Origin of the sequence: Paraburkholderia metrosideri, assembly GCF_904848625.1 — a bacterium.
Taxonomy (GTDB): domain Bacteria; phylum Pseudomonadota; class Gammaproteobacteria; order Burkholderiales; family Burkholderiaceae; genus Paraburkholderia; species Paraburkholderia metrosideri.
Genome location: NZ_CAJHCP010000003.1, coordinates 1 through 21,088, shown reverse-complemented (window position 1 = coordinate 21,088; position 21,088 = coordinate 1). Strand labels below are relative to the sequence as shown.

At 60.9% G+C, this 21,088-nt stretch carries 22 protein-coding genes; 9 read left to right on the top strand and 13 right to left on the bottom strand.

All coding sequences use genetic code 11. The features are described from left to right. Nucleotides 1-159: 159 nt before the first annotated feature. The 5 genes from LMG28727_RS05950 to LMG28727_RS05930 are packed head-to-tail and all read left to right on the top strand — an operon-like array spanning nucleotide 160 to nucleotide 3,945. Nucleotides 160-585, top strand: a complete 426-nt coding sequence (locus tag LMG28727_RS05950) for a DUF1178 family protein (RefSeq protein WP_201641407.1) — start codon at nucleotides 160-162, stop codon at nucleotides 583-585. Between the two features lie 48 nt (nucleotides 586-633). After that, complete coding sequence (locus LMG28727_RS05945) at nucleotides 634-1,830, top strand: acyl-CoA dehydrogenase family protein (RefSeq protein ID WP_201641406.1); 1,197 nt, start codon at nucleotides 634-636, stop codon at nucleotides 1,828-1,830. A 10-nt stretch (nucleotides 1,831-1,840) separates the two neighbouring features. Continuing rightward, entirely contained in the window at nucleotides 1,841-2,977 is a 1,137-nt protein-coding gene (locus LMG28727_RS05940) for an acyl-CoA dehydrogenase family protein (protein ID WP_201641405.1), read from the top strand. A gap of 36 nt (nucleotides 2,978-3,013) precedes the next feature. Then, the gene (locus tag LMG28727_RS05935; protein WP_201641404.1) at nucleotides 3,014-3,469 is read left to right on the top strand and encodes a MaoC family dehydratase; all 456 of its coding nucleotides are present in this window, start codon (nucleotides 3,014-3,016) and stop codon (nucleotides 3,467-3,469) included. Then, the gene (locus LMG28727_RS05930) at nucleotides 3,469-3,945 is read left to right on the top strand and encodes a MaoC family dehydratase (protein WP_201641403.1); all 477 of its coding nucleotides are present in this window, start codon (nucleotides 3,469-3,471) and stop codon (nucleotides 3,943-3,945) included. The genes LMG28727_RS05935 and LMG28727_RS05930 overlap by 1 nt, the downstream gene beginning before the upstream one ends. Nucleotides 3,946-4,086: 141 nt before the next feature. Here LMG28727_RS05930 and LMG28727_RS05925 read toward each other — a convergent pair whose 3' ends face one another. The 6 genes from LMG28727_RS05925 to LMG28727_RS05900 all read right to left on the bottom strand — a co-directional run bounded on the left by LMG28727_RS05925 (nucleotide 4,087) and on the right by LMG28727_RS05900 (nucleotide 10,513). Continuing rightward, the gene (locus LMG28727_RS05925) at nucleotides 4,087-4,788 is read right to left on the bottom strand and encodes a glutathione binding-like protein (protein WP_201641882.1); all 702 of its coding nucleotides are present in this window, start codon (nucleotides 4,786-4,788) and stop codon (nucleotides 4,087-4,089) included. Between the two features lie 159 nt (nucleotides 4,789-4,947). Next, nucleotides 4,948-6,207, bottom strand: a complete 1,260-nt coding sequence (locus LMG28727_RS05920; RefSeq protein ID WP_201641402.1) for an acyl-CoA dehydrogenase family protein — start codon at nucleotides 6,205-6,207, stop codon at nucleotides 4,948-4,950. 82 nt (nucleotides 6,208-6,289) lie between these two features. After that, a complete protein-coding gene (locus LMG28727_RS05915) occupies nucleotides 6,290-7,396 on the bottom strand; it encodes a phosphotransferase (protein WP_201641401.1) in 1,107 nt (368 codons plus the stop codon). Nucleotides 7,397-7,416: 20 nt separating this feature from the next. Beyond that, nucleotides 7,417-8,133, bottom strand: a complete 717-nt coding sequence (locus LMG28727_RS05910; protein WP_201641400.1) for a histidine phosphatase family protein — start codon at nucleotides 8,131-8,133, stop codon at nucleotides 7,417-7,419. A gap of 35 nt (nucleotides 8,134-8,168) precedes the next feature. Then, on the bottom strand, nucleotides 8,169-8,957 hold the full coding sequence (locus LMG28727_RS05905) for an oxepin-CoA hydrolase, alternative type (protein WP_201641399.1): 789 nt from the start codon (nucleotides 8,955-8,957) through the stop codon (nucleotides 8,169-8,171). Next, nucleotides 8,954-10,513 (bottom strand): 3-hydroxyacyl-CoA dehydrogenase, encoded by a 1,560-nt coding sequence (locus LMG28727_RS05900; protein WP_201641398.1) that lies wholly within the window; start codon nucleotides 10,511-10,513, stop codon nucleotides 8,954-8,956. The genes LMG28727_RS05905 and LMG28727_RS05900 overlap by 4 nt, the downstream gene beginning before the upstream one ends. 138 nt (nucleotides 10,514-10,651) lie before the next feature. On the opposite strand from LMG28727_RS05900, the gene LMG28727_RS05895 reads away from it, so the two are divergent. Further along, complete coding sequence (locus LMG28727_RS05895) at nucleotides 10,652-11,299, top strand: glutathione S-transferase family protein (protein ID WP_201641397.1); 648 nt, start codon at nucleotides 10,652-10,654, stop codon at nucleotides 11,297-11,299. A gap of 119 nt (nucleotides 11,300-11,418) precedes the next feature. On the opposite strand, the gene LMG28727_RS05890 is transcribed toward LMG28727_RS05895, so the two are convergent. Continuing rightward, nucleotides 11,419-12,591: a pyridoxal phosphate-dependent aminotransferase gene (locus LMG28727_RS05890; RefSeq protein WP_201641396.1), complete on the bottom strand. Its 1,173-nt coding sequence runs from the start codon at nucleotides 12,589-12,591 to the stop codon at nucleotides 11,419-11,421. A 150-nt stretch (nucleotides 12,592-12,741) separates the two neighbouring features. Then, the gene (locus LMG28727_RS05885; RefSeq protein ID WP_201641395.1) at nucleotides 12,742-13,239 is read right to left on the bottom strand and encodes a putative toxin-antitoxin system toxin component, PIN family; all 498 of its coding nucleotides are present in this window, start codon (nucleotides 13,237-13,239) and stop codon (nucleotides 12,742-12,744) included. A 57-nt stretch (nucleotides 13,240-13,296) separates the two neighbouring features. Between LMG28727_RS05885 and yaaA the strand changes: the two genes are divergently transcribed. Both yaaA and LMG28727_RS05875 read left to right on the top strand, forming a co-directional pair. Beyond that, entirely contained in the window at nucleotides 13,297-14,079 is a 783-nt protein-coding gene (yaaA, locus tag LMG28727_RS05880; protein WP_201641394.1) for a peroxide stress protein YaaA, read from the top strand. 44 nt (nucleotides 14,080-14,123) lie between these two features. Further along, nucleotides 14,124-15,278, top strand: coding sequence for a M14 family metallopeptidase (locus LMG28727_RS05875; protein WP_201641393.1), 1,155 nt, complete (start codon nucleotides 14,124-14,126; stop codon nucleotides 15,276-15,278). A gap of 122 nt (nucleotides 15,279-15,400) precedes the next feature. Here the strand turns inward: LMG28727_RS05875 and LMG28727_RS05870 are convergent, their stop codons facing one another. The 4 genes from LMG28727_RS05870 to LMG28727_RS05855 all read right to left on the bottom strand — a co-directional run bounded on the left by LMG28727_RS05870 (nucleotide 15,401) and on the right by LMG28727_RS05855 (nucleotide 19,541). Continuing rightward, entirely contained in the window at nucleotides 15,401-16,006 is a 606-nt protein-coding gene (locus tag LMG28727_RS05870) for a BspC domain-containing protein (RefSeq protein WP_201641392.1), read from the bottom strand. Between the two features lie 185 nt (nucleotides 16,007-16,191). Next, nucleotides 16,192-16,866: an energy-coupling factor ABC transporter permease gene (locus LMG28727_RS05865; RefSeq protein ID WP_201641881.1), complete on the bottom strand. Its 675-nt coding sequence runs from the start codon at nucleotides 16,864-16,866 to the stop codon at nucleotides 16,192-16,194. A 117-nt stretch (nucleotides 16,867-16,983) separates the two neighbouring features. Continuing rightward, nucleotides 16,984-17,856, bottom strand: coding sequence for a response regulator transcription factor (locus tag LMG28727_RS05860; RefSeq protein WP_201641391.1), 873 nt, complete (start codon nucleotides 17,854-17,856; stop codon nucleotides 16,984-16,986). Between the two features lie 470 nt (nucleotides 17,857-18,326). Further along, a complete protein-coding gene (locus tag LMG28727_RS05855; RefSeq protein WP_201641390.1) occupies nucleotides 18,327-19,541 on the bottom strand; it encodes a DUF2863 family protein in 1,215 nt (404 codons plus the stop codon). Between the two features lie 272 nt (nucleotides 19,542-19,813). Between LMG28727_RS05855 and LMG28727_RS05850 the strand changes: the two genes are divergently transcribed. Continuing rightward, nucleotides 19,814-20,929, top strand: coding sequence for an AI-2E family transporter (locus LMG28727_RS05850; protein WP_201641389.1), 1,116 nt, complete (start codon nucleotides 19,814-19,816; stop codon nucleotides 20,927-20,929). On the opposite strand, the gene LMG28727_RS34030 is transcribed toward LMG28727_RS05850, so the two are convergent. Further along, on the bottom strand, nucleotides 20,881-21,088 hold a 208-nt coding region (locus LMG28727_RS34030), incomplete at its 5' end, for a hypothetical protein (protein ID WP_236591630.1). The two genes, LMG28727_RS05850 and LMG28727_RS34030, sit on opposite strands and share 49 nt — an antisense overlap.

The window sequence follows — 21,088 nt, the reverse complement described above, 5'->3', positions numbered from 1 at the left end:
GAACACCCTCGGCAGTCGTCTGCGCAAAGCGTTAAAATCGCCCACCGCGTCCGATTTATCTGAGACGCCAAGTGTCGGCGAGTCGTCCGTAAAAATTTACGAACGACCGTTCACAAATTTGTATTTTGCGCTAAACTGGCACGCAAGCCCTGATTCCACATGAAGGTCCTCGATTTACAGTGTCCGCATGGCCATCGGTTCGAAGGTTGGTTCGCTTCGGCAGATGACTTCGAATCGCAGCAATCCCGCAAGCTCGTCGAATGTCCGATCTGCGGGGCGAACGAAGTAAGCCGCTTGCCTTCGGCACCGCGTCTGAATCTGTCGGGCGCGACCGAGACGAAGCCGTCCGCGGAGGCTGGCAATATGCAGGCGCGCGTGATGCGTGCTCTGCGCGAGGTACTGGAAAAGACCGAGAACGTGGGCGACCGCTTCGCCGAGGAAGCGCGGCGCATTCATTACAACGAGGCGCCGGCTCGCAATATTCGCGGGGTTACGACACCGGAAGATGCGCGAGCCTTGGTCGAAGAAGGCATCGAAGTGATGCCGCTGCCAGTCCCGGCCGCTTTGAAGGAACCGCTGCAATAGCGCAGTGGCTCCCTGGCGGCGGGTGGTTGCGGCCAGGAGACACTACGCATGAATCTGGACTATTCCCCCGCAGACGACGCATTTCGCGCCGACATCCGCGCTTGGCTCGAAGCGAATCTGCCTCGCGAGCTGGGCGACAAAGTACTCAACCATAAGCGTCTTGCCCGCGAAGATTTCGCGGACTGGCATAAGCTGCTCGGTACCCGCGGCTGGTCGGTGGTCGCGTGGCCGAAAGAATATGGCGGGCCAGGTTGGGACGCGACCCAACGGCACATCTGGGAAGAAGAATGCGCGCGCATCGGTGCGCCGTCCGTGTTGCCTTTCGGTGTGTCGATGGTGGCGCCCGTGCTGATGAAGTACGGCAGCGAGGCGCAAAAACGCCATTATTTGCCGCGCATTCTCGACGGCACCGACTGGTGGTGCCAGGGCTATTCCGAGCCGGGCTCCGGTTCCGATCTGGCGTCGCTGCGCACACGCGCCGAGCGAGTCGGCGACCACTATGTCGTCAATGGCCAGAAAACCTGGACTACGCTTGGCCAGTACGCCGACATGATGTTCTGCCTCGTGCGCACCGACACCGGCGCTAAAAAGCAGGAGGGCATCTCTTTCCTGCTGATCGACATGAAAACGCCGGGCATCACCGTGCGCCCGATCATCACGCTCGATGAAGATCACGAAGTCAACGAAGTGTTTTTCGAAGACGTGAAGGTGCCGGTCGAAAATCTGGTCGGTGACGAGAACCGTGGCTGGACTTATGCGAAGTATCTGCTCGGCCACGAGCGCACGGGTATTGCGCGTGTCGGCAGTTCAAAGCGCGAACTCGCATTCCTGAAACGCCTCGCATTGAATCAGAAGAAGAACGGCAAACCTCTGCTGCAGGATCCGGTATTCGCCGCGAAAGTCGCGAGCCTCGAAATCGAGTTGATGGCGCTGGAAGTCACCGTGCAACGCGTCGTGGCCAATGAAGCCGGTGGACGTGGGCCTGGACCGGAAGCATCGATGCTGAAGATCAAGGGTACGGAAGTGCAGCAGGCGCTAACCGAACTGATGTTCGAGACCGTCGGTCCGCTCGCCGCGCCGTTTGACGTACCGTTCCTCGAAGGCGCGCGCGAGCACAGCCTGGCCGGCGACGACGATGCGGCACCCCTGGCCGCGTACTACTTCAATTACCGCAAGACGTCGATTTACGGCGGTTCGAACGAAATTCAAAAGAACATCATCGCGCAGATGATTCTCGGACTTTGAGGAGCGGCGCATGGACTTCACTTTTAACGACGAACAACAGCAATTCGCTGACGCGCTGCGCCGCTATCTGGACAAGAGCTACGGTTTCGAAGCGCGTCAGGCAATCGTGCGCTCGGAAGCTGGCGTGTCGGATGCACACTGGGCGGCGTTGACCGAATTAGGCTTGACTGCGTTGCCGGTCCCCGAAGCCCAAGGTGGTTTCAGCGGCGGTCCAATCGACATGCTGGTGGTCATGCAAGAGCTTGGCCGTGCATTAGTTGTCGAGCCGTATTGGGCGACTGCGGTGGGCATCGAGGCACTCCGCCTTGCAGGCTCGGGCGATGGCGAAGATGCCACGTTGCTTGAGCGGGCGGCTCAGGGCGAGGTCAAGCTGGCAGTCGCCTTTCACGAACCACAGGCGCGCTACGATCTGTTCGAGGTCGAGACAGTCGCGAATGAGCAGCGTGATCAGAATGGGCATCAGGCGCTCACGGGCACGAAGTCGGTCGTGCTGCATGGCGCGCAAGCCGATTACTGGATTGTGCCCGCCCGTCTGAATGGCGAGATCGCACTCTTTGTGGTGGCGCGCGACGCTGCAGGCGTCAACGCAACGGACTACCGTACAATCGACGGTCAGCGCGCCGCGACTCTCGAGTTCAACGGTACGCCCGGCCGCCGGCTTGGCGGCAAGCATTCGGGCGCGGCTGCGCTCGAACATATCGCGGACTACGGCACGTTGCTGCTGTGTGCAGAAGCCATTGGTGCCCTGGATGCGCTGAACCTCGCCACCGTCGACTACACCAAAACGCGTCAGCAGTTCGGCCAGCCGATTGCGCGCTTTCAGGCGTTGCAGCATCGTATGGTCGAGATGCTGATTCACGCGGAGCAGGCACGTTCAATCACCTATCTGGCGGCCATGCGCTACACGAGCGAAGACGCGGACGAACGTCGTCGTGCAGTTTCCGCAGCGAAGGTCCGGGTCGGACAGGCCGCGCGTTTTGTCGGCCAGCAGGCGGTGCAATTGCATGGCGGCATGGGCGTCACGAACGAAGTGGCGGCAGCGCATCTGTTCAAGCGGCTGGCCATCATCGAAACAACGTTGGGCGATGTCGATCATCATCTCGCGCGGTTCGCCGCGTTGCCCGGCTTTGTCGCCGTCGAAGCCTGATCAGCCTGTCCAACCAGATAAGCAGGAGGTACGACCGTGGGTTTAAGTTTCGAAGACCTGATCGTCGGTACGAGCACCGAAATCGGCAAGCACACGTTCACGCGCGAAGAGATTGTCGAGTTCGCCGGGAAGTTCGATCCGCAGCCGTTTCATCTGGACGAAGCCGCGGCAGAAAAATCGCCGTTTCGCGGCTTGGTGGCGAGTGGCTGGCATACCTGTTCGGTCATGATGGGCATGCTGGTGCGCAACGCGTTTGCTGACTCGACGTCGATGGGTTCGCCGGGCATCGACGAGATACGCTGGCTGAAGCCGGTGCGTGTCGGCGACACGATCACGATGATGAATGTCGTGCTCGACAAGCGCGTTTCCGAAAGCAAGCCCGATCGCGGCATTGTGTCGACGCGGTGGGAAGGGTTCAATCAGCATGGCGAGATGGTGATTACGGTCAGTTCGAAGGGGATGTTCGGACTGCGCAATCCGGGAGCCGCGTGATGACGGTGGGGGCGGCGTCGGCCGCGACGTTTGGCAGTGCAGACGCGCTACGCGCACGGGTCGGTGGCGAGCCGCTGGTCAGCGACTGGCTGACGGTCGACCAGGCCCGCGTCGACCTGTTCGCTGAAGCCACCGGCGATCATCAGTGGATTCACGTCGACCCGGAGCGGGCCCGCCGCGAATCGCCATTTGGCGGTCCGGTTGCGCATGGCTTCCTGACGCTATCGTTGATCCCGGCTCTGCTGGGCAAGACGGTGACGATCAAACAGCGCATGGGCGTCAACTACGGACTGAACCGCGTGCGGTTCACATCGCCGGTGCTGGTCGGTTCGCAATTGCGCGCTAAATTCGCGGTGGAGTCTGTCACCGAGGTCGAGAACAAGGGTGTTCAAGCCGTGTGGAACGTGACGCTGGAACGGCAGGGCAGTGAGCGGCCGGTGTGTGTCGCGGAGTTCATCACGCGGCATTACTTCTAGCGCGCGAGCAATGCTTTAACGCGTGCATCCCATGTCGCCATGTTGCAAAAAAAGCGCGAACGCCGTTCGCGCTTTTTTATTGCTGCAATGACGCGCATCACTTCAACACGACTGCCATAGCCATTGCAGCCGCCGCGAAAACTAACGCTTCGCGTACTGCGTCGCGCCGAACAGCATCTCCTTCGCTTTATCGTCCATTAGCGGTTTGCGCTCCGACGCCAGCACTTCGACACCTCGCACCACCGCCGGCCGCGCAGCGATCTCTTGCTGCCAGCGCTTCACATTCGGCAACGCGTCCAGCTCGACACCCTGGTTTTGCCACGAACGTGTCCACGGAAAAGCGGCGATGTCCGCGATCGTATAGTCGTTACCCGCGAGGTATTGCGTCTTGCCCAACTGGGTGTCCATCACGCCGTACAAACGCCGTGTCTCGTTCGTGTAGCGGTTGATCGCATATTCGATCGGCTCCGGCGCATAAACGCGAAAGTGATGCGTTTGCCCAAGCATCGGACCGAGTCCGCCCATCTGGAACATCAGCCATTGCAGTACGCTATAACGCGCGGCCGGATCAGCAGGCAGAAACTTGCCAGTTTTCTCGGCGAGATAAATCAGGATCGCGCCTGATTCGAACAGCGCGAACGGCTCCCCGTTCGGTCCTTTGGGCCCTTCGGAATCGACGATCGCCGGAATCTTGTTGTTTGGACTGATAGCGAGGAATTCGGGTTTGAACTGGTCGCCGGCACCGATGTTCACAGCATGCGCCCTGTACGCGAGGCCGGTTTCCTCGAGCATGATGTGAATCTTGTGGCCATTCGGGGTTGCCCAGCTATAGACGTCGATCATCATGTCTCCTCATGTCGTGAAAGCGGCGCCCCAAAGGGCGCCGCAGCTGACAAAAATTAGAGCATAGATCGCGCGATGCTGCTGGCGGTGACGCGGGTGCGTTCAAAATTCAAAAAACGCTGAAGCACCCACCCTGTCACAGCCTGGTCCGTATCGAACTCAACTCCGTGTAACGGGCATCTCCACCTGAGCCGCCGCGCCCGCATCCATATGGCGCGCGAGTTCGAGCTTGGCGATTGCATTGCGATGCACTTCGTCGGGCCCGTCGGCAAAACGCAGCGTTCTCGCCGATGCATACGCATAAGCCAGCGGGAAATCGTCGCTGACGCCGCCGCCGCCATGCGCCTGGATCGCCCAGTCGATTACCTGACACGCCATATTCGGTGCGATCACCTTGATCATCGCGATCTCGCCGCGTGCGCCCTTATTGCCGACGGTATCCATCATGTACGCAGTTTTCAGCGTGAGCAGACGCGCCTGTTCGATCATGCAGCGCGCTTCGGCGAGCCGCTCCAGCGTGACGCCTTGCGCTGCGACCGGTTTGCCGAACGCCACGCGTTGCAACGAGCGTTTCGCCATCAACTCGATGGCGCGTTCGGCGAGGCCGATCAAACGCATGCAGTGGTGAATGCGTCCGGGTCCGAGGCGGCCTTGCGCGATCTCGAAGCCGCGGCCTTCGCCGAGCAGCATGTTGGTGGCAGGTACGCGCACGTTGTCGAGCGTGATTTCCATATGACCGTGCGGCGCGTCGTCGTAACCGAACACCGTGAGCGGACGAAGTACGGTAATGCCGGTGGCGTCGGCGGGAACCAGGATCATCGACTGCTGCTGGTGGCGCGGCGCGTCGGGATCGGTCTTGCCCATCACGATGTAGACCTTGCAGCGCGGATCGCCCGCACCCGACGACCACCACTTGCGGCCATTGATCACGTAGTAATCGCCGTCACGCACGATGCTGGTCTGGATATTGGTCGCATCCGACGACGCCACTTCAGGCTCCGTCATCAGAAATGCCGAGCGGATCTGGCCTTTCAGCAGCGGTTCGAGCCACTCGCGTTTGTTGTCCTCGCTGCCGTAGCGCTCGATCGTTTCCATGTTGCCGGTGTCGGGCGCGCTACAGTTGAACACTTCCGGCGCCCATGGCACGCGGCCCATGATCTCGCACAGCGGCGCGTATTCGAGGTTCGTCAGACCGGCGCCACGCTCGGACTCGGGCAGGAATAGATTCCACAAGCCGGCGTCGCGCGCTTTGTGTTTGAGTTGCTCGATCAGCTCGGTCGGCAGCCATGCGTTGCCGTTCTGGCGATTACGCGCAATCTCCGCGTAAAACTCGTGTTCGTTCGGATAAATGTGCTCGTCGAAGAAGGCGAGCAGCTTTTCGCGCAATGCCTGAACCTTCGGGGTGTAATCGAAATTCATGTATGACCTCGCGATAACGGATAGCGGATGAGGATCTTTCTGCGCGCACGATTCGACACGCGTGTTCGGTTGAGCCAGGCGCTTAGCGCACCTTCTGCGCGTAATGCCACGCAAGCTCGGCCATGGGTTTCGCGCGACGACCGGCGTCGAGCGCTTGCGCGCTGGCCGCGGTGCCGTCCACGACGCGCTTCATGATCCCCTGCAGAATCGCGGCGATGCGGAACATGTTGTAAGCCAGGTAGAAATTCCAGTCGCCATGAATCTCGAAGCCGGTGCGCTTGCAATAGCGCTCGACGTACTGGGCTTCGTCGGGAATGCCAAGGGCTGCCCAGTCCAGGCCCGCAATGCCGCGGAATTTCGCCGGATCGACGTGCCACGCCATGCAGTGGTACGCAAAGTCGGCGAGCGGATCGCCAAGCGTGGACAGCTCCCAGTCGAGCACCGCCAAAACTCGCGGCTCGTGAGGATGGAAGATCAGATTGTCGAGCCGGTAATCGCCATGCACGACCGACGCGCGCTGACCGGTTTCGGCGGGCATATGCTGCGGCAGCCATTCAATCAGCCGCTGCATTGCGTCGATGGGTTCGGTTTCGGACGCAATGTACTGTTTGCTCCACCGGCCGATTTGCCGCGTAAAGTAATTGCCGGGTTTGCCGTAGTCGGCGAGGCCGGCCGCTTCTACGTCAACGCTATGCAAAGCCGCGATCACCCGATTCATTTCGTCGTAGATCGCCGTGCGTTCGGCGGGCGTCATGCCGGGCAGCGACTGATCCCACAGCACGCGGCCTTCGACAAACTCCATCACATAGAACGCGCGGCCAATCACGCTTTCGTCCTCGCACAACGCGAGCATTTGCGCGACCGGTACGTCGGTGTCGGCCAATGCATGCATGACGCGATATTCACGTTCGACAGCATGGGCGGAGGGCAGCAGCTTCGCCGCCGGCCCAGGCTTCGCGCGCATCACGTACGAGCGCGACGGCGTTACCAGCTTGAAAGTCGGGTTGGATTGACCGCCCGCAAATTGTTCCAGCGTAAGGGGGCCGGAAAATCCTTCGACATGCCGGCTCAACCAGGCGGCAAGCGCTTCAGTATCGAAACGCTGACGTTCGTTGACCGGCCGCGTGCCTTCGAAAGCCGAGTAATCCGGTTTGTGTTCTGGTTCGCCGGTCTGTGTGGCTTGCGCCATATGTCTCCTCCAGTTCGGGTTCAGCTACGCTTGTATTGAATGAATTGTGCGTAGAGCATTTCCATCGTGGTGTTGCGAACGTCGCGATGCAGCGGCGACGGCGGGGAATAGTTGAGCGTGCGCAGCACCCAGTCACGTGGCTTCTCGCCTACGTCGAGCGCGTTGATACAGCCCGTTGCCTGCGACAGATGACCGAAGAACGTGCGGCCGCCGGCGGTCAGTGCGTGCGAGAGAATCGCGCGATTCACGCCGCCATGCAGCACCAGCAGCACCGTGTCCCACGAGGTGTCCTCGCGCAATGCCGCCAAGGGCGGCAGCACGCGATCAAACAACGCGCCGATGGTTTCGCCGTCGAGAAAACGCGTGCTTTCCGGCACGATGCCGTCGAACACGCCGAGAAAGGCCGCTTCGATATCTTGCGCTGGAATATTGGCTAACCTGCCGCCGCGTATCTCCTGCCACGCGGGTTCGATTTCGAGTTCGATCTGCTGGCCCGTTTCGGCCAGCACGCGCGTGGCGGTTTCGACGGTACGCGGCAGTCCGCTGACAATCACCCGATCGAAGCGAACCTGCTGTTCGGCAAACACACGGCCTGCCGCGCTTGCCTGTTCGCGGCCGTTGGCGTTCAGCGGCACGGTTTCAGGATCGATCGCGCGGCCGGTGTCGTCGAAGTAAGTGACGTCGCCGTGACGCATCAGAAAGATGCGGCGACGTTTGGGCAGTTGATAGTCAGGCATGGCTTCTTTTGTCTCGCTCCTGTATCGCTGAAGGTTCACTTGTAGACCGGCGCGCGTTTTTCGAGGAACGCGGAAATGCCTTCGAGCCCGTCGCGATGATGCAGCGACGCGACGAAGCTATCGCGCTCCGCCACCAGATGCTCCGCGAGCGGTTGTGCGCCGGCGGCGCCGATCAGGCCTTTGATGCGTGCAACCGAATTGGGCGAAATCTTGCCGAGTTCGTCGGCCCACGCGACGGCGGTGTCGCGCGCGTGGCCAGGCTTGGCCAGTTTGTTGACCACGCCGAGTTCGTAGAGACGCGCGGCACTGATCGGCTTGCCTTCGATTAGCACTTCGGTGGCCAGTTGGCGCGGCAGCGCCTGCGCGAGGAACCACGAGCCGCCACCGTCGGGCGTCAGGCCCACGCGTGCATACGACATCACGAATTTGGCGTCGTCGCCGGCGACGATCAGGTCGCAGGCGAGCGCGAGCGAAAAGCCTGCGCCGGCAGCGGCGCCGTCGACCGCGGCGATGATCGGCTTCGACGATAGGCGCAAAGCTGAAATCCACTGACCGAGCATGTCGATGCTCTCGGCCTGCACCGACGGATCTTTGGCACGGTTCTCAAGCAGACGGTTCAGATTGCCGCCCGCGCAGAAGAAGTTGTCGGCGCCGGTAATCACGACAGCGCGGATCGACGGATCGCGCTCGACCGAATCGAGCGCTTCAATTCCGGCTGCATACATGTCCGGATGCAGCGCGTTGCGTGCACCGGGGTTCGACAGTGTGAGGACCAGCGTCGATTCGCTTTCGGTCGGGCGCGAGGTCAGCAGTTCGGCGCTCATGGTTGCGTCTCCGGTTGGATGTCGGCGGCGTCGCGTTGGGTCAGCGACAGGCCAAGTTGCGCTCGCCGCGCGAGCCATGGCGACGGGCGGTAGCGTGGATCGCCGAGCACGCTGAACATATTGCGCAGGATCGTGAGAATGGTGGTTGCGCCGAGCGCGTCGCCAAGCGCAAGCGGGCCGCGTGGATAGCCGAGGCCGAGCGTGACGGCGAGGTCGATGTCGTCCGGCGTGGCGATCTGTTTCTGCGCGATGTCGCAGCCGATGTTGACGATGGTCGCCACCACGCGTTGCGCGACGAAGCCGGTCGAGTCGCGGATCACGGTGACGGGCACGCCGCCAGACGCGAATAGCGCATGCGCTGCGTCACGCGCGACGCGGCGGGTAGCGGGCGTGGTCATCAGCGTGTGGCGTTGTGCGCCGACGAGCGGGAAGAGGGCGTCGATCGCGACGACGCGGGTTGCATCGAGCGCTTCGTCGACGGCGGCGGTGGTCGCATCGTGACCGAACGGGGTGACGACGATCAGCGAGTCCGCTGCGGGGACGGCGCCGTCGTCGAGCGTCACGCCGCTTGTCTCGCCGATCAGTTTGACGACCGCTTCGTGCGCCTGCGGATAGCGCTTGCTGACCCACACGCTTTTCGGCAGTTCCGTGGGCGCAGGCGCTTCGGCAGGCACCTGCTGCTTGCCATCCACGTAGCGGTAGAAACCTTCGCCCGTTTTGCGGCCAATCAATCCGCCCGCGAGCCGCGTGCCGGTAATCGGCGACGGCGTGAAACGCGGCTCTTCATAGAACTGGTGGTAGATCGACTCCATCACCGGATGCGAGACGTCCAGCGCGGTCAGATCGAGCAACTCGAACGGCCCCAGGCGAAAGCCCGCCTGCTCGCGCATGATCCGGTCGATATCGGCGAAACTCGCGACACCTTCGCCGGCCACGCGCAAGCCTTCGGTATTCATCCCACGACCCGCGTGATTGACGATGAAGCCCGGCATGTCTTTCGCGCGTACCGGTGTGTGTCCCATACGGCGCGCGAGGTCCATCAGCGCGTCGCCCACCGCGGGATCGCTGCGCAAGCCGTCGATCACCTCGACGACTTTCATCAACGGAACGGGGTTGAAGAAGTGATAGCCGACCACGCGCGACGGGTCGCTGCAAGCGGCGGCAATCGCAGTAATTGACAGCGACGACGTGTTCGACGCCAGCACGCAACGGCCGCTCACCACGGTTTCGAGTTCGCGAAAGAGCGCCTGCTTCACGTCTAGCTTTTCGACGATCGCCTCGATCACCAGATCGCAATCGACCAGTTCGCTGATTGCGTGCGCGCCGCTGACATTCGCCAACGCTGCGAGTGAACGCGCCTGATCGAGCTTGCCTTTTGCCGTCAATCTGGCGAAAGTCTCGGCGAGATAGTCGCGCGCCGCGCCGATCGCGCTGGGGTTGGTGTCGTACAGACGAACCTTCAGACCCGCAAGCGCGGCAATCTGGGCAATGCCGCGACCCATTGCTCCGGTTCCGACAATGCCGATAGTCTCGATGCTGAAATGGCGAGAGGTCATTGTGATGCTCGACTCCATGGTTATTTTAGAATAGCACGATCGTGCAATTTACTGGATGATTGTTCGAACGCCGCTGCGTCGATCTTTGTGGCGACTCACGTAAGCGGTCTCATACAACCGGAAAAAAGGAGACACCGGATGATCAAGCTGTGCGGTTTCGCGCTCTCTAACTATTACAACAAAGTAAAGTTCGTGCTTCTCGAACACGGCATTCCGTTCGAAGAAGTGTTCGTGATACCGAGCCAGGACGACGCTGTGCTCGAGCATTCGCCGCTCGGCAAGGTGCCTTATCTGCAGACTGAAGAGGGCGATCTGTGCGAGTCGCAATGCATCGTCGAATATCTGGCCGCGCGGTTTCCCGACAAGGCGATTTTTTCGGTCGACCCGTGGGAAGCGTGCAAGGAGCGCGAACTGATCATGTTCGTCGACGTGCATCTCGAACTGACCGCGCGCAATCTGTACAAGGAAGCGTTCTTCGGCGGCACCGTGACCGATGCCACGAAGGGACGTATCGAGAAGCTGCTCGCGCATCACATTGCGGGCTTCAAACGGATCGCGAAGTTCGGACCGTATCTGGGCGGCGAGCGTTTCAGCGTCGCGGATACGGCCGGTTATGTGAGCTTGCCGCTGGTCGGCATGGCAACGCAGGCGATCTACGGCCGCGATTTCCTGCTCGACGCAGGTCTGGACTGGAAGAGCTACGTGAAGGAGATCAACGCGCGGCCGGCGGCGCAACGTGTGACCGACGACCGCAAGGCATACATTGCGGCGTCGCGTCCGGCTTGATGGGATGTTATGCCCGTGATTCAGGCAGGGAAGCACGTCGACGCGTGCAACGCACGCGTTGACCGCAGCGCGCGATTGCGAGGAACGTGGGTTCGTTCGAAGCATCGCGCCGCGCATTGTTAAAGCCGCGCGAGCCGCTCGAGCGCGGTGGCGAGCGTGCTTTCCTGTTTGGCAAAGCAGAAGCGCACCACGCCCGATTCATGTGCTTCGTGATAGAACGCCGACACCGGAATTGCTGCGACGCCGATCTCACCGGTCAGCCATTGAGCAAACTCGGCTTCTGGCAAATCACTGATGGCCGAATAGTCGACACACTGAAAGTACGTGCCCGTGCACGGCAGCAACTTGAAGCGCGAATTGGCGAGACCCGCGCGGAAGAAGTCGCGCTTCTTCTGATAAAACGCGGGTAGCTCGAGATACGGCGCAGGGTCGTTCATGTAGTCGGCGAGACCGATCTGCATCGGCGTATTGACAGTGAACACATTGAACTGGTGCACCTTGCGGAATTCGGCGGTGAGCGCGGCGGGCGCGGCCACATAGCCGACCTTCCAGCCCGTCACGTGATAAGTCTTGCCGAAGCTCGACACCACGAAACTGCGCTGCGCCAGTTCCGGATAACGCGCGACGCTTTCGTGCGGCGCGCCGTCGTAGACCATGTGCTCGTACACTTCGTCGGACAGGATCAGCACGTTGGTGCCGCGCACGATCTCTTCGAGCTTGCGCATGTCTTCCGCGCGCCAGACCGTGCCGGTCGGATTGTGCGGCGTGTTGATCAGCAATAGCCGGGTTTTCGGCGTGATGGCTGCCGCGAGCTTGTCGAATGGAATCGCGTAGTCGGGCGCGTCGAGTGTGACGAACACCGGCTTGCCGCCAGCCAGTTCGATGGACGGCAGATAGCTGTCGTAAGTCGGCTCGATCACGACCACTTCATCGCCCGGATGCACGGTGCACAGAATCGCCGTCAGCAACGCCTGTGTCGCGCCCGCCGTCACGGTGATTTCGTTCGTGGCGTCGTAGCGGCGGCCATACAGGTTAGCAATCTTGTCCGAGATAGCCTGACGCAGCGGCGCGACGCCGGCCATCGGCGGGTATTGGTTGTGGCCGTCGCGCATCGCGTTCGAGACCGCGTCGACAATGCGTGGATCGCAATTGAAATCAGGAAAGCCCTGGCCCAGGTTCACCGCGCCTTTCTCGGCGGCGAGCGCGCTCATCACGGTGAAAATCGTCGTGCCGACATTGGGCAGGCGCGAAGGAAACGAAGGACTCGTGGGCGTGTCGTGCAGTGCATTCATGGCGCTATCCGAAGCGTTGGCGAGAGAGTTGGCGAAATGAGCGAAGGGCGTCGTTCAGCAAGGACGAAGCCTGATTGTAGGGAATCGCGGCGGCGCGCGGGTGCGGAAACGCCTTCATTAGCCGTTCGGCCAGGACCCACACGGCGCTAATCACGCTGGAGCGGGCTCGTCGGCGTCGCTCAACGAGGCGCTGATTGCCGCGACAAATGGCGCCGGCTGCGCAATCTGGAAACCGAAATCGCGCGCAATCCGTTTCGCGAGCTTCAACACTGCGCGGTCTTTCGACACCAGCCAGTCGGCCTGCGCCGCGTGCGCGAGTTCGAGAAACTTCTGGTCATCGCGATCCTTGCATTTGGGCAGCGGCTTCGCGTCTTCCGCGGGCGGCGCGGGTTCGACCAATTGCGCAAGCCGCGCGACGACGGCAAGCGCGGCCGCTTTATCCACGTTTCGATGCACGAATTGCGGATAGTCGAGTACGTAGGTGAGTTCGGCGAGACAACGCGCGTCGATCAGCGCGGCGAGCGCGCCAGTTTCGAGCGCGGCCGCGATGGGCCGCGTGTGCGGGTCGTCGAACACGAGAATATCGATCCACACATTGGAATCGAGGACGACGCGCAAAGCGCCGTGTGAGGCATGGGAACCGGGCATTCGTTACAATCTGGCTTTCGTCTTTGACCGCCAGGCACGGCGTGCCTGCAAGCCTCTATGATAATCGTTCTGTCGCCGGCGAAATCGCTCGACTACGAAACCCCCCCGCACGTCAAAAAGCACACGATCCCCGATTTCGTCGATGACGCTGCCGAATTGATCGGCGGATTGCGCCGTTTGTCGCCGCAGCAGATCGCCTCGCTGATGGATATTTCCGATCAGCTCGCGCATCTGAATTTTCAACGCTACGCCGAATGGTCGCCGAAATTCGACACGCACAACGCCAAGCAGGCGGTACTCGCGTTCAATGGCGACGTGTATGAGGGCTTCAACGCGAAGACGTTGTCGTCGGCCGATCTGGACTATGCGCAGAACCATGTGCGCGTGCTGTCCGGCCTCTACGGTTTGCTGCGTCCGCTCGATCTGCTGCAACCGTACCGGCTCGAAATGGGCACGCGTTTCGCCAATCCGCGTGGCAAGGACCTGTACGCGTTCTGGGGCGAGCGGATCACGCAGGCGCTGAATGCGCAGTTGAAGAAGAACGCCACGGCTTCACGTGTGCTGGTGAATTGCGCGTCGACCGAATACTTCAAGTCGGTCAAGCCGAAGCTGCTCGACGCGCCTGTCGTCACGCCCGTGTTCGAAGACTGGAAGGGCGGTCGCTATAAGATCATCAGCTTTCACGCCAAGCGCGCACGCGGCCTGATGGCGCGCTACGCGGTCGAAAACCGGGTTGAGCGGCCCGAGCAGTTGAAGGAGTTCGATGCCGAAGGCTATGCGTTCGACGCGCAAGCATCGAACGATTCCACTTACGTATTTCGCCGCCGCGTCGCTGAGTAAGCGTGTCGTTGCGTGTACACAGTCACAATGCAGGGAAGGACATCATGACGTTATCGATTACGAGCAATTTCGACGCGGGCGCGATTGACGTGCTGTCGTGCGAGGACGCCGGCAACATCCGTCTGCGCGTGCGGCCGGACAGCCACGCCGAGTTCGCGCAGTGGTTTTATTTCCGCGTATCGGGCGCGGCGGGCGAGCGTTGCGTGATGACCTTCGAGAACGCCGCCGCGTGTGCGTTCGCCGAGGGCTGGCGCGACTATCAGGCGGTAGCAAGCTACGATCGCGTGAACTGGTTTCGCGTGCCGACCTCGTACGACGGCCGCGCGCTGACAATCGATCACACGCCGGATTTCGACCGTATTTACTACGCGTATTTCGAGCCGTATAGCGAGGAGCGTCATTCGGAGTTTCTCGGTGCGGTTCAGCAGTTGCCGCAAGCCTCGCTGACCGAACTGGGCACGACGGTCGAAGGCCGTCCCGTGTCGTTGCTGACGCTCGGCACGCCGCCGACCGGCGACCAGCCGAAGAAGAAAATCTGGCTGATCGCGCGCCAGCATCCCGGCGAGACGATGGCCGAATGGTTTATCGAGGGTCTGGTGAAGCGCCTCGTGGGTTGGGGCGACTGGTCCGGCGACCCGGTCGCGCGAAAGCTCTACGATCACGCGGTGTTCTACATCGTACCGAACATGAATCCGGACGGCAGCGTACACGGCAATCTGCGTACGAACGCGGCGGGCGCGAATCTGAACCGCGAATGGATGGAGCCGGACGCCACCCGCAGCCCGGAAGTGCTGGTGGTGCGCGATGCAATTCACGCGACCGGTTGCGACCTGTTCTTCGATATCCACGGTGACGAGGCGCTGCCTTATGTGTTCGTGGCCGGCTCCGAAATGCTGCCGGGTTTCACCGAGCGGCAAGGGCAGGAACAGAAGGCGTTCATCGAGGCATTCAAGCAGGCGAGCCCTGATTTCCAGGACAAATACGGCTATGCCGCGAGCAAGTATCGCGAGGATGCGTTGAAGCTGGCGTCGAAGTACATCGGCAACGAATTCGGTTGCCTGTCGTTGACGCTGGAAATGCCGTTCAAGGACAACGCCAACCTGCCCGACGAACGCGTGGGCTGGAACGGCGAGCGCAGCGCGTCACTGGGCGCGGCGATGCTGCAGGCGGTTTTGCATCACGTGGAGACGTTTGCCTGAATCGCGCGAGCTGGATGAAAAAATGCGGTGCGCCCTTTGAAGGATGTACCGCATTTTTTATTGCGAGCGCGTTTTTGTCCGGGTCGCACGCGAGACGATGTCGTTGCCGACCGCGCGCGACGTTAATGAGCGTTCTTTTTCGCCGACGACTTCTTCGAGGCCGATTTGCTCGAGCCGCTCTTTGACGATTTCTTCGTTGCCTTGGCGCCGCTCGCCGAATGCTTGCCCTTCGAACCCTTATGCGTTCCCGACGAACCCTCGCTGTGCGCCCGTGCGGGAGGTACCGGATCGTTCCAGCTGAACGCCAGCATCTGCGCACCGACGTAGCCGCAGCGGAATTTCAGATCGGCTGGATCGCCATTTTCGTTCTGTCGAACCCCGAGCCCTTCGACGGTGACGATGTTGTCCACCTTGACGCGCTGTTTGCCTTCGTCGAACGAGTCGTTCCACGGCGTGACCGACGCGTGCGCACTGTCGAACGAACTGGGTGGAAATTCGACATGATCGAAGGCGGTGGACGTGCTTGCGACAAAGTCGCCATGAGCGGCGCAATCCGCGACGAGCGGGTCCGCGTGCATGTCATTGACGAATTTGTTGACGAGGTCGTTGTGCTGTTCGAGTTGGTCGGCGAAAACGGGAGCGGCACAGAGGAGCGAGAGACTCGCTGCAAGTGTTGCCAACCGGCCGACCAGCCGCAGCAATCGGCGCGGTGTGTTGGTGCGATCCATCTAGTTCTTTAGACGCTAATGGGACATGAGGTTCGTAAGATGCCCGGCGAGCGGATGGAGTTCAATCCTGACACAAATAATTTGGCGTGTCGTCACGCACGGGCCCGTTCAGATAAGCAGTGGGAGCCAGTTATACGCAATGTCTGAAAATACGCAGAACACGCGCAACTGGATGCAGACGAATGTCAGATGCGTGGGCCGCCCAGCCGATATCTGCGCACATCATACGTGGTCACCCAGGCAGGACGGTAGACCGCGATCAGTGCTGTCGACATGCCCGTAAACCACGCTTCGCCAGTGGCAAGCAGAAGCACGCTGAACGCGTAGCCGACGGGCACCACGGTCATTGATCCATTGGTGAGCGTGATATGAATGCCGAGCGCCGCCGCGGCAGTGAGCGTCACGGCGATGGCAGGCGAAATAAAGCCCTGACCGAAGATGAACATAAAGAGATTGCGTGGGAGCCACGCGATGCTGATGCGCTGAAGCAAAGTCGAAATGCCGACGGGCAGTGCACCATACACAAGAAAGGTTAGCGCGATTCCTTGCCAGGGGGCATCGAACATCACGGCGGCCAGTCCAGTGACGATGGCCATGGCGACCAGCGCGAGTGCCCAGTCAAATAGCGTGACGAATAGCGTCGCGCCAAGCAGGTGCATGACGGTGCCGTCGTCGAGCCATGCATTACTCGCCCACAGCACCGAGACTGCGACGATGATCGCAAGCCAGACGTGCTGAAGCGTGCTGTCCTGAAGTCGCTTGAAAGGCTTTTTCCACAGCGCGAGCGCAACCACTATCGCAGTGGCGATCCAGCCACCGACAGCGACCCAGAACGGAAGCGGTGTGTAGAGGAAACCCATGTATCTCATATTACTCGTTGGACGAGAAAAGGTGTGAGCGGATTCCATGCCAGGTAGCGCAAACACCTCAAGAAAATGCGCACCAGATTTTGATGCGCCCGACGGCATCCTGCGCGCCTAGTCCTGGCTTGCCGGCTTCGGTGCCGGCCCGGTGGCGGGCGGGTCGCCATATGGCGTGTCGGGTTCGGCGGCCAGGGGCAATGGCGCGTTCGTGTCGCTGACTTGCAACGGATACTGGAAACGCCCCCGTGGGGTGCGTCTCAACGGGGTCGTGCCGGCTTGCCCCATCATGGGAAGAGACGCACCGTCGCTGTTATTGCGTAGAACCTGCAAATGACTCGACATCCAGCCGTTATAAAGCGCGACGGCGGCGGCGCGATTAGACGCTCCGAGTTGCTGGAATATGCTGGTCAAATGGATCTTGACTGTGCCCTCGCTGATGCCGAGGGTGCGCGCGATCATCTTGTTGGTGCTGCCCATATGCACACATCGCATGATCTGCTCCTGACGGGGCGATAGTCCGCTCGACAATCTGGCGCGACGCGGCGGCGGGTTTTTCTCGTCGAAGATCCGGATCGCGGTATCGGGCGGCAGTGGAGGGTCGAGCGCCAACGCGCCAGGCGGCACATAGTGGCCGCCGAGCAGCACCATTTCAAAAGCGCGCACGATCAGACAGGGATCGGTTTCGCGCGGCACGACACCGAGGACGCCTTCGTCCATCAACTCCCGTACGGTGCCCGGCGAGATCTGATCCGTGAGCACGGCGACGCGTAAATCGGGGTAGTGGCTAAGGAGATGGCAGATTTCTTTCACGGACATCCAGTCCTGCCAGTCGATCACCAGCAGATCGGGTCGGTGACGTTTGAACGTGCGTTCAATCTGACGCCAGTCCTGTGCTTCCGTGAAGCGTGCCAGCCTGTCGATTTGACGCAACAATGCCTTGAGCCCATCACGTCGCTCTGCGTTTGAGTTGAGTATTGAGAATCGCATACATGTCTCCGGATGAATCTGACGAGGGGCGGGCGGCGCATCGTCTGTCCGGCCAATGAGCCGGGCGAGTCGCGATACGTCACCGTGACTATCATGACAAATTCCCTTCGATTTGACGGCCTGTCCAGAAGGCATAGGAAGAGTGGGATGAAAAAGCCTGCGCAAGCGGTCGCGCCAACTGCTCGCGTTTTTTCGAGGCAATCAGGAGGTGCGCGTGAGAGCGCGATTTGACGGCGCGTCAGGTAGGGACGGCGGGGCCCGCGCAGGCTTTCGGCTCGGGTATTGTGTCGATTCGATCGTGCGCGCGCTGTGGTGACTGCGGGCCGAGTTGACGCCGGCAGCAATGAGCCCGAGGTTCGGTCGGCATCGCTCTGAAATGAAAAATGCCGTTCAGTTTTTGACGCTGAACGGCATTAGTCGGAGGGCTGCCATATTTCTACAACAACGCGCGACGAAAGGCGCGCCGATGGTTAGTGAAAATGCGGTTGCGCTGGCTCCGCGTCTTCCGGCATTTCGGCGTGAACAATTTCGCCAAGTGGATCGGCATAAAGCGGCACGCCGCAGTCATCGCAATATTCAGGCTCGAAGCGCCCCGCGTGACGCCGTACATCGGTCACGCCGGTTTCCTTGAGTAGCGCGACGATTTCTTCAAGCGGATCGTCCGATACCGCGGTTTCTTGCGGTTCTTCATCAATACCCGGCTCGCCGTTCTCGCGACCGTAAAGTGGCCATACGACGCCATAAATCACGTCATTGCTGCCCCGGCGCGTAAAGCCCACCCGGTATTCGTCGATACGGCGTTCACCGAAGCCGGCGACAACCGCGCGCAACTCCTGGGGCGCCGCGCCAATTGTGTCGAATAGATAACGCACGGCAGTGCGTACCGTGTGAGGGCGTACGCTTTCGTCGGCATCACGGCACGCCGAGTAATACGCGTCCGGCAGCAGACACTCGAATTCGCAACCGGGCAGCACCAGCGACAAGTTGGCACCCCCTTGCGTGGACCATTGCTCGAGGCATTGGCCGCGTTCGATCCGGTTGCCGTGCTCCTCTTCCTGCCAGCGAAATGCCGGCTCACCCACAGGCGCTGCTACTACGGCCAGCAGGAAGCGCGGGTCGGCGAGAATTGGCGAGGTTTCCGGCAGTTCGCCGAAATTGAGTTTGACGTTGCCGCCAGCCATGGCTGCCTGCGTAAGTTGCTGGGCGATCCGCCATGTTTCCACGTGATGGCGCGGCAACTGGTCGATGCTGTAGAGGAACGGCACCATCGCGACTCGGGTATTCGCCGCCAGCACGTGGGCCTGCAGATGCGCACGCAAAGCGTCGGCTGCGTCAGCCTTGAGCGGGCCGGACGGAATCACGTAGCGGGTCCAGGCGAGCACCGGCGCGGCGATCAGCAGCGCCTCATAAGGCACGCCATCGTGGTCGACGACGAACGACTCGCTATGGGTTTCCGCCATGTCGGCGAGCGCGCCATAAGCATCAGGATGATTTTGCTGCAGATGATCGAGCGCCGCGTCCAGTGTGGTCTGGTTGGCGTTACGGACGATCTTGGTCAGCAGCGCGTCGAGTTTCGCTTCCCAGAAGCGGTCCTCGGTGCGGCTGCCCGACGCGAAAAGCGCGAGCGAGAGACCGACGAGCTTGTCGGCATCGGGGGGGAGACGTTTGGCGATTCGCGAGCGCATAAATCCAGATTTTTGGGGGCACAGAACCTTATATTCTAGTCGTTTCTATGCCGTCACATCGTTTAGCCGACAGCGCCTGATGAATTGGGACGTTTCCCTGCCAAAAATCAGCCTGTTCGGCATGGCCCTATAGCTCGTCGCACGCGGGCCTGGCCGAATGGTATAAGACGCCCCCTAAGGTGCGTCCCGCTTTTATACTGACGGCGTTCAGCGGGTGCCTGACAAGCGTATGTCAATTCGTCGCCGCGGTCTGGCGCAATAGGAGATTCATCGTGAAATCGGACCAACTGATCGAGCGTCTTGCTGCGGTTTTTGCGCTGCTCATTCTCGTGGGCGGCTCGCTGCTAGTGCTGGCGCCTTTTACGACCGCGTTGCTGTGGGGCGCCATTCTCAGCTATAGCTCCTGGGGGCTATACCGAAGACTGACCGCCGCGGTGGGTGGCCGCCGCAAGTGGGCCGCCACGTTGATTGTGCTCATCATTCTGATTGTCGTGCTCGGGCCCTTCGTCTATGCGGGTTTTGCGTTCGGCGCGCATGTTCACGACATCGTGGCATTGGTGCAAAGGCTTTTCGAAGCCGGCTTGCCCGATTTGCCACCATGGGTCGACGGGATTCCGCTGGTGGGTTCGAGCATCGTGGCCTTCTGGACGCGGTTGACGAGCAGCAATTCGGAGTTGATCGCACAGTTGCACACGCTTGCGGCTCCGGCCGGTAAGTGGATTCTGGCAGCGGGGCTTGCCGTTACGCACGGGTTGGGGTTGCTGGCGTTGAGCATCGTTCTTGCGTTCTTCTTTTATACCGGCGGGGAGGGGGCGGCGGCCTGGCTGAATGCCGGCATGCGTCGTATCGCTGGGGAGCGTGCCGATTATTTGCTAGCGCTGGCAGGCAGCACAATAAAGGGCGTCGTCTATGGGATTCTCGGCACGGCGCTTGTACAAGGGATACTGGCTGGTTTCGGCTGCTGGATTGCCGGTGTGCCGGCGCCAGCACTGCTTGGACTGGCGACGTTTTTTCTGTCGGTAGTGCCGGGTGGCCCGGTGATCGTGTGGTTGCCGGCGGCGATCTGGCTGTATCACGGCGGCTCGACTGGCTGGGCGATCTTCCTGGTCGTATGGGGTGTGCTGGTTGTCGGCATGTCCGACAATGTCATCAAGCCAATCCTGATAGGCAAGAATAGCGACATGCCTTTGATCCTGGTGATGCTGGGTATCCTTGGCGGCGCGTTAGCTTTTGGCTTCCTGGGCGTTTTCATTGGACCGACTTTGCTGGCGGTCGCCTACACCGTGCTTCACGACTGGACGATTGGCGCGCCGGGTGCCCGTGCGCTAGCCCCCGATCTTCAGGCACCCGTGGTTGATAAGGCTGCGCGCATAGAAAAAGCGCCTTGAACAAATTTCAGATAACGCTTGCAAGTGCCGGTACGGCTCGCTAGAATCTCGCTCTTTCGTGCTTCGGATACCGGGGCACGGGGAAGCGGGAAAGCCAGCAGTGGCAAGGCTTCCAGCGAAGTGGGCAGGTTCAGTAAGTGATAAAAACCTGTTGACGGC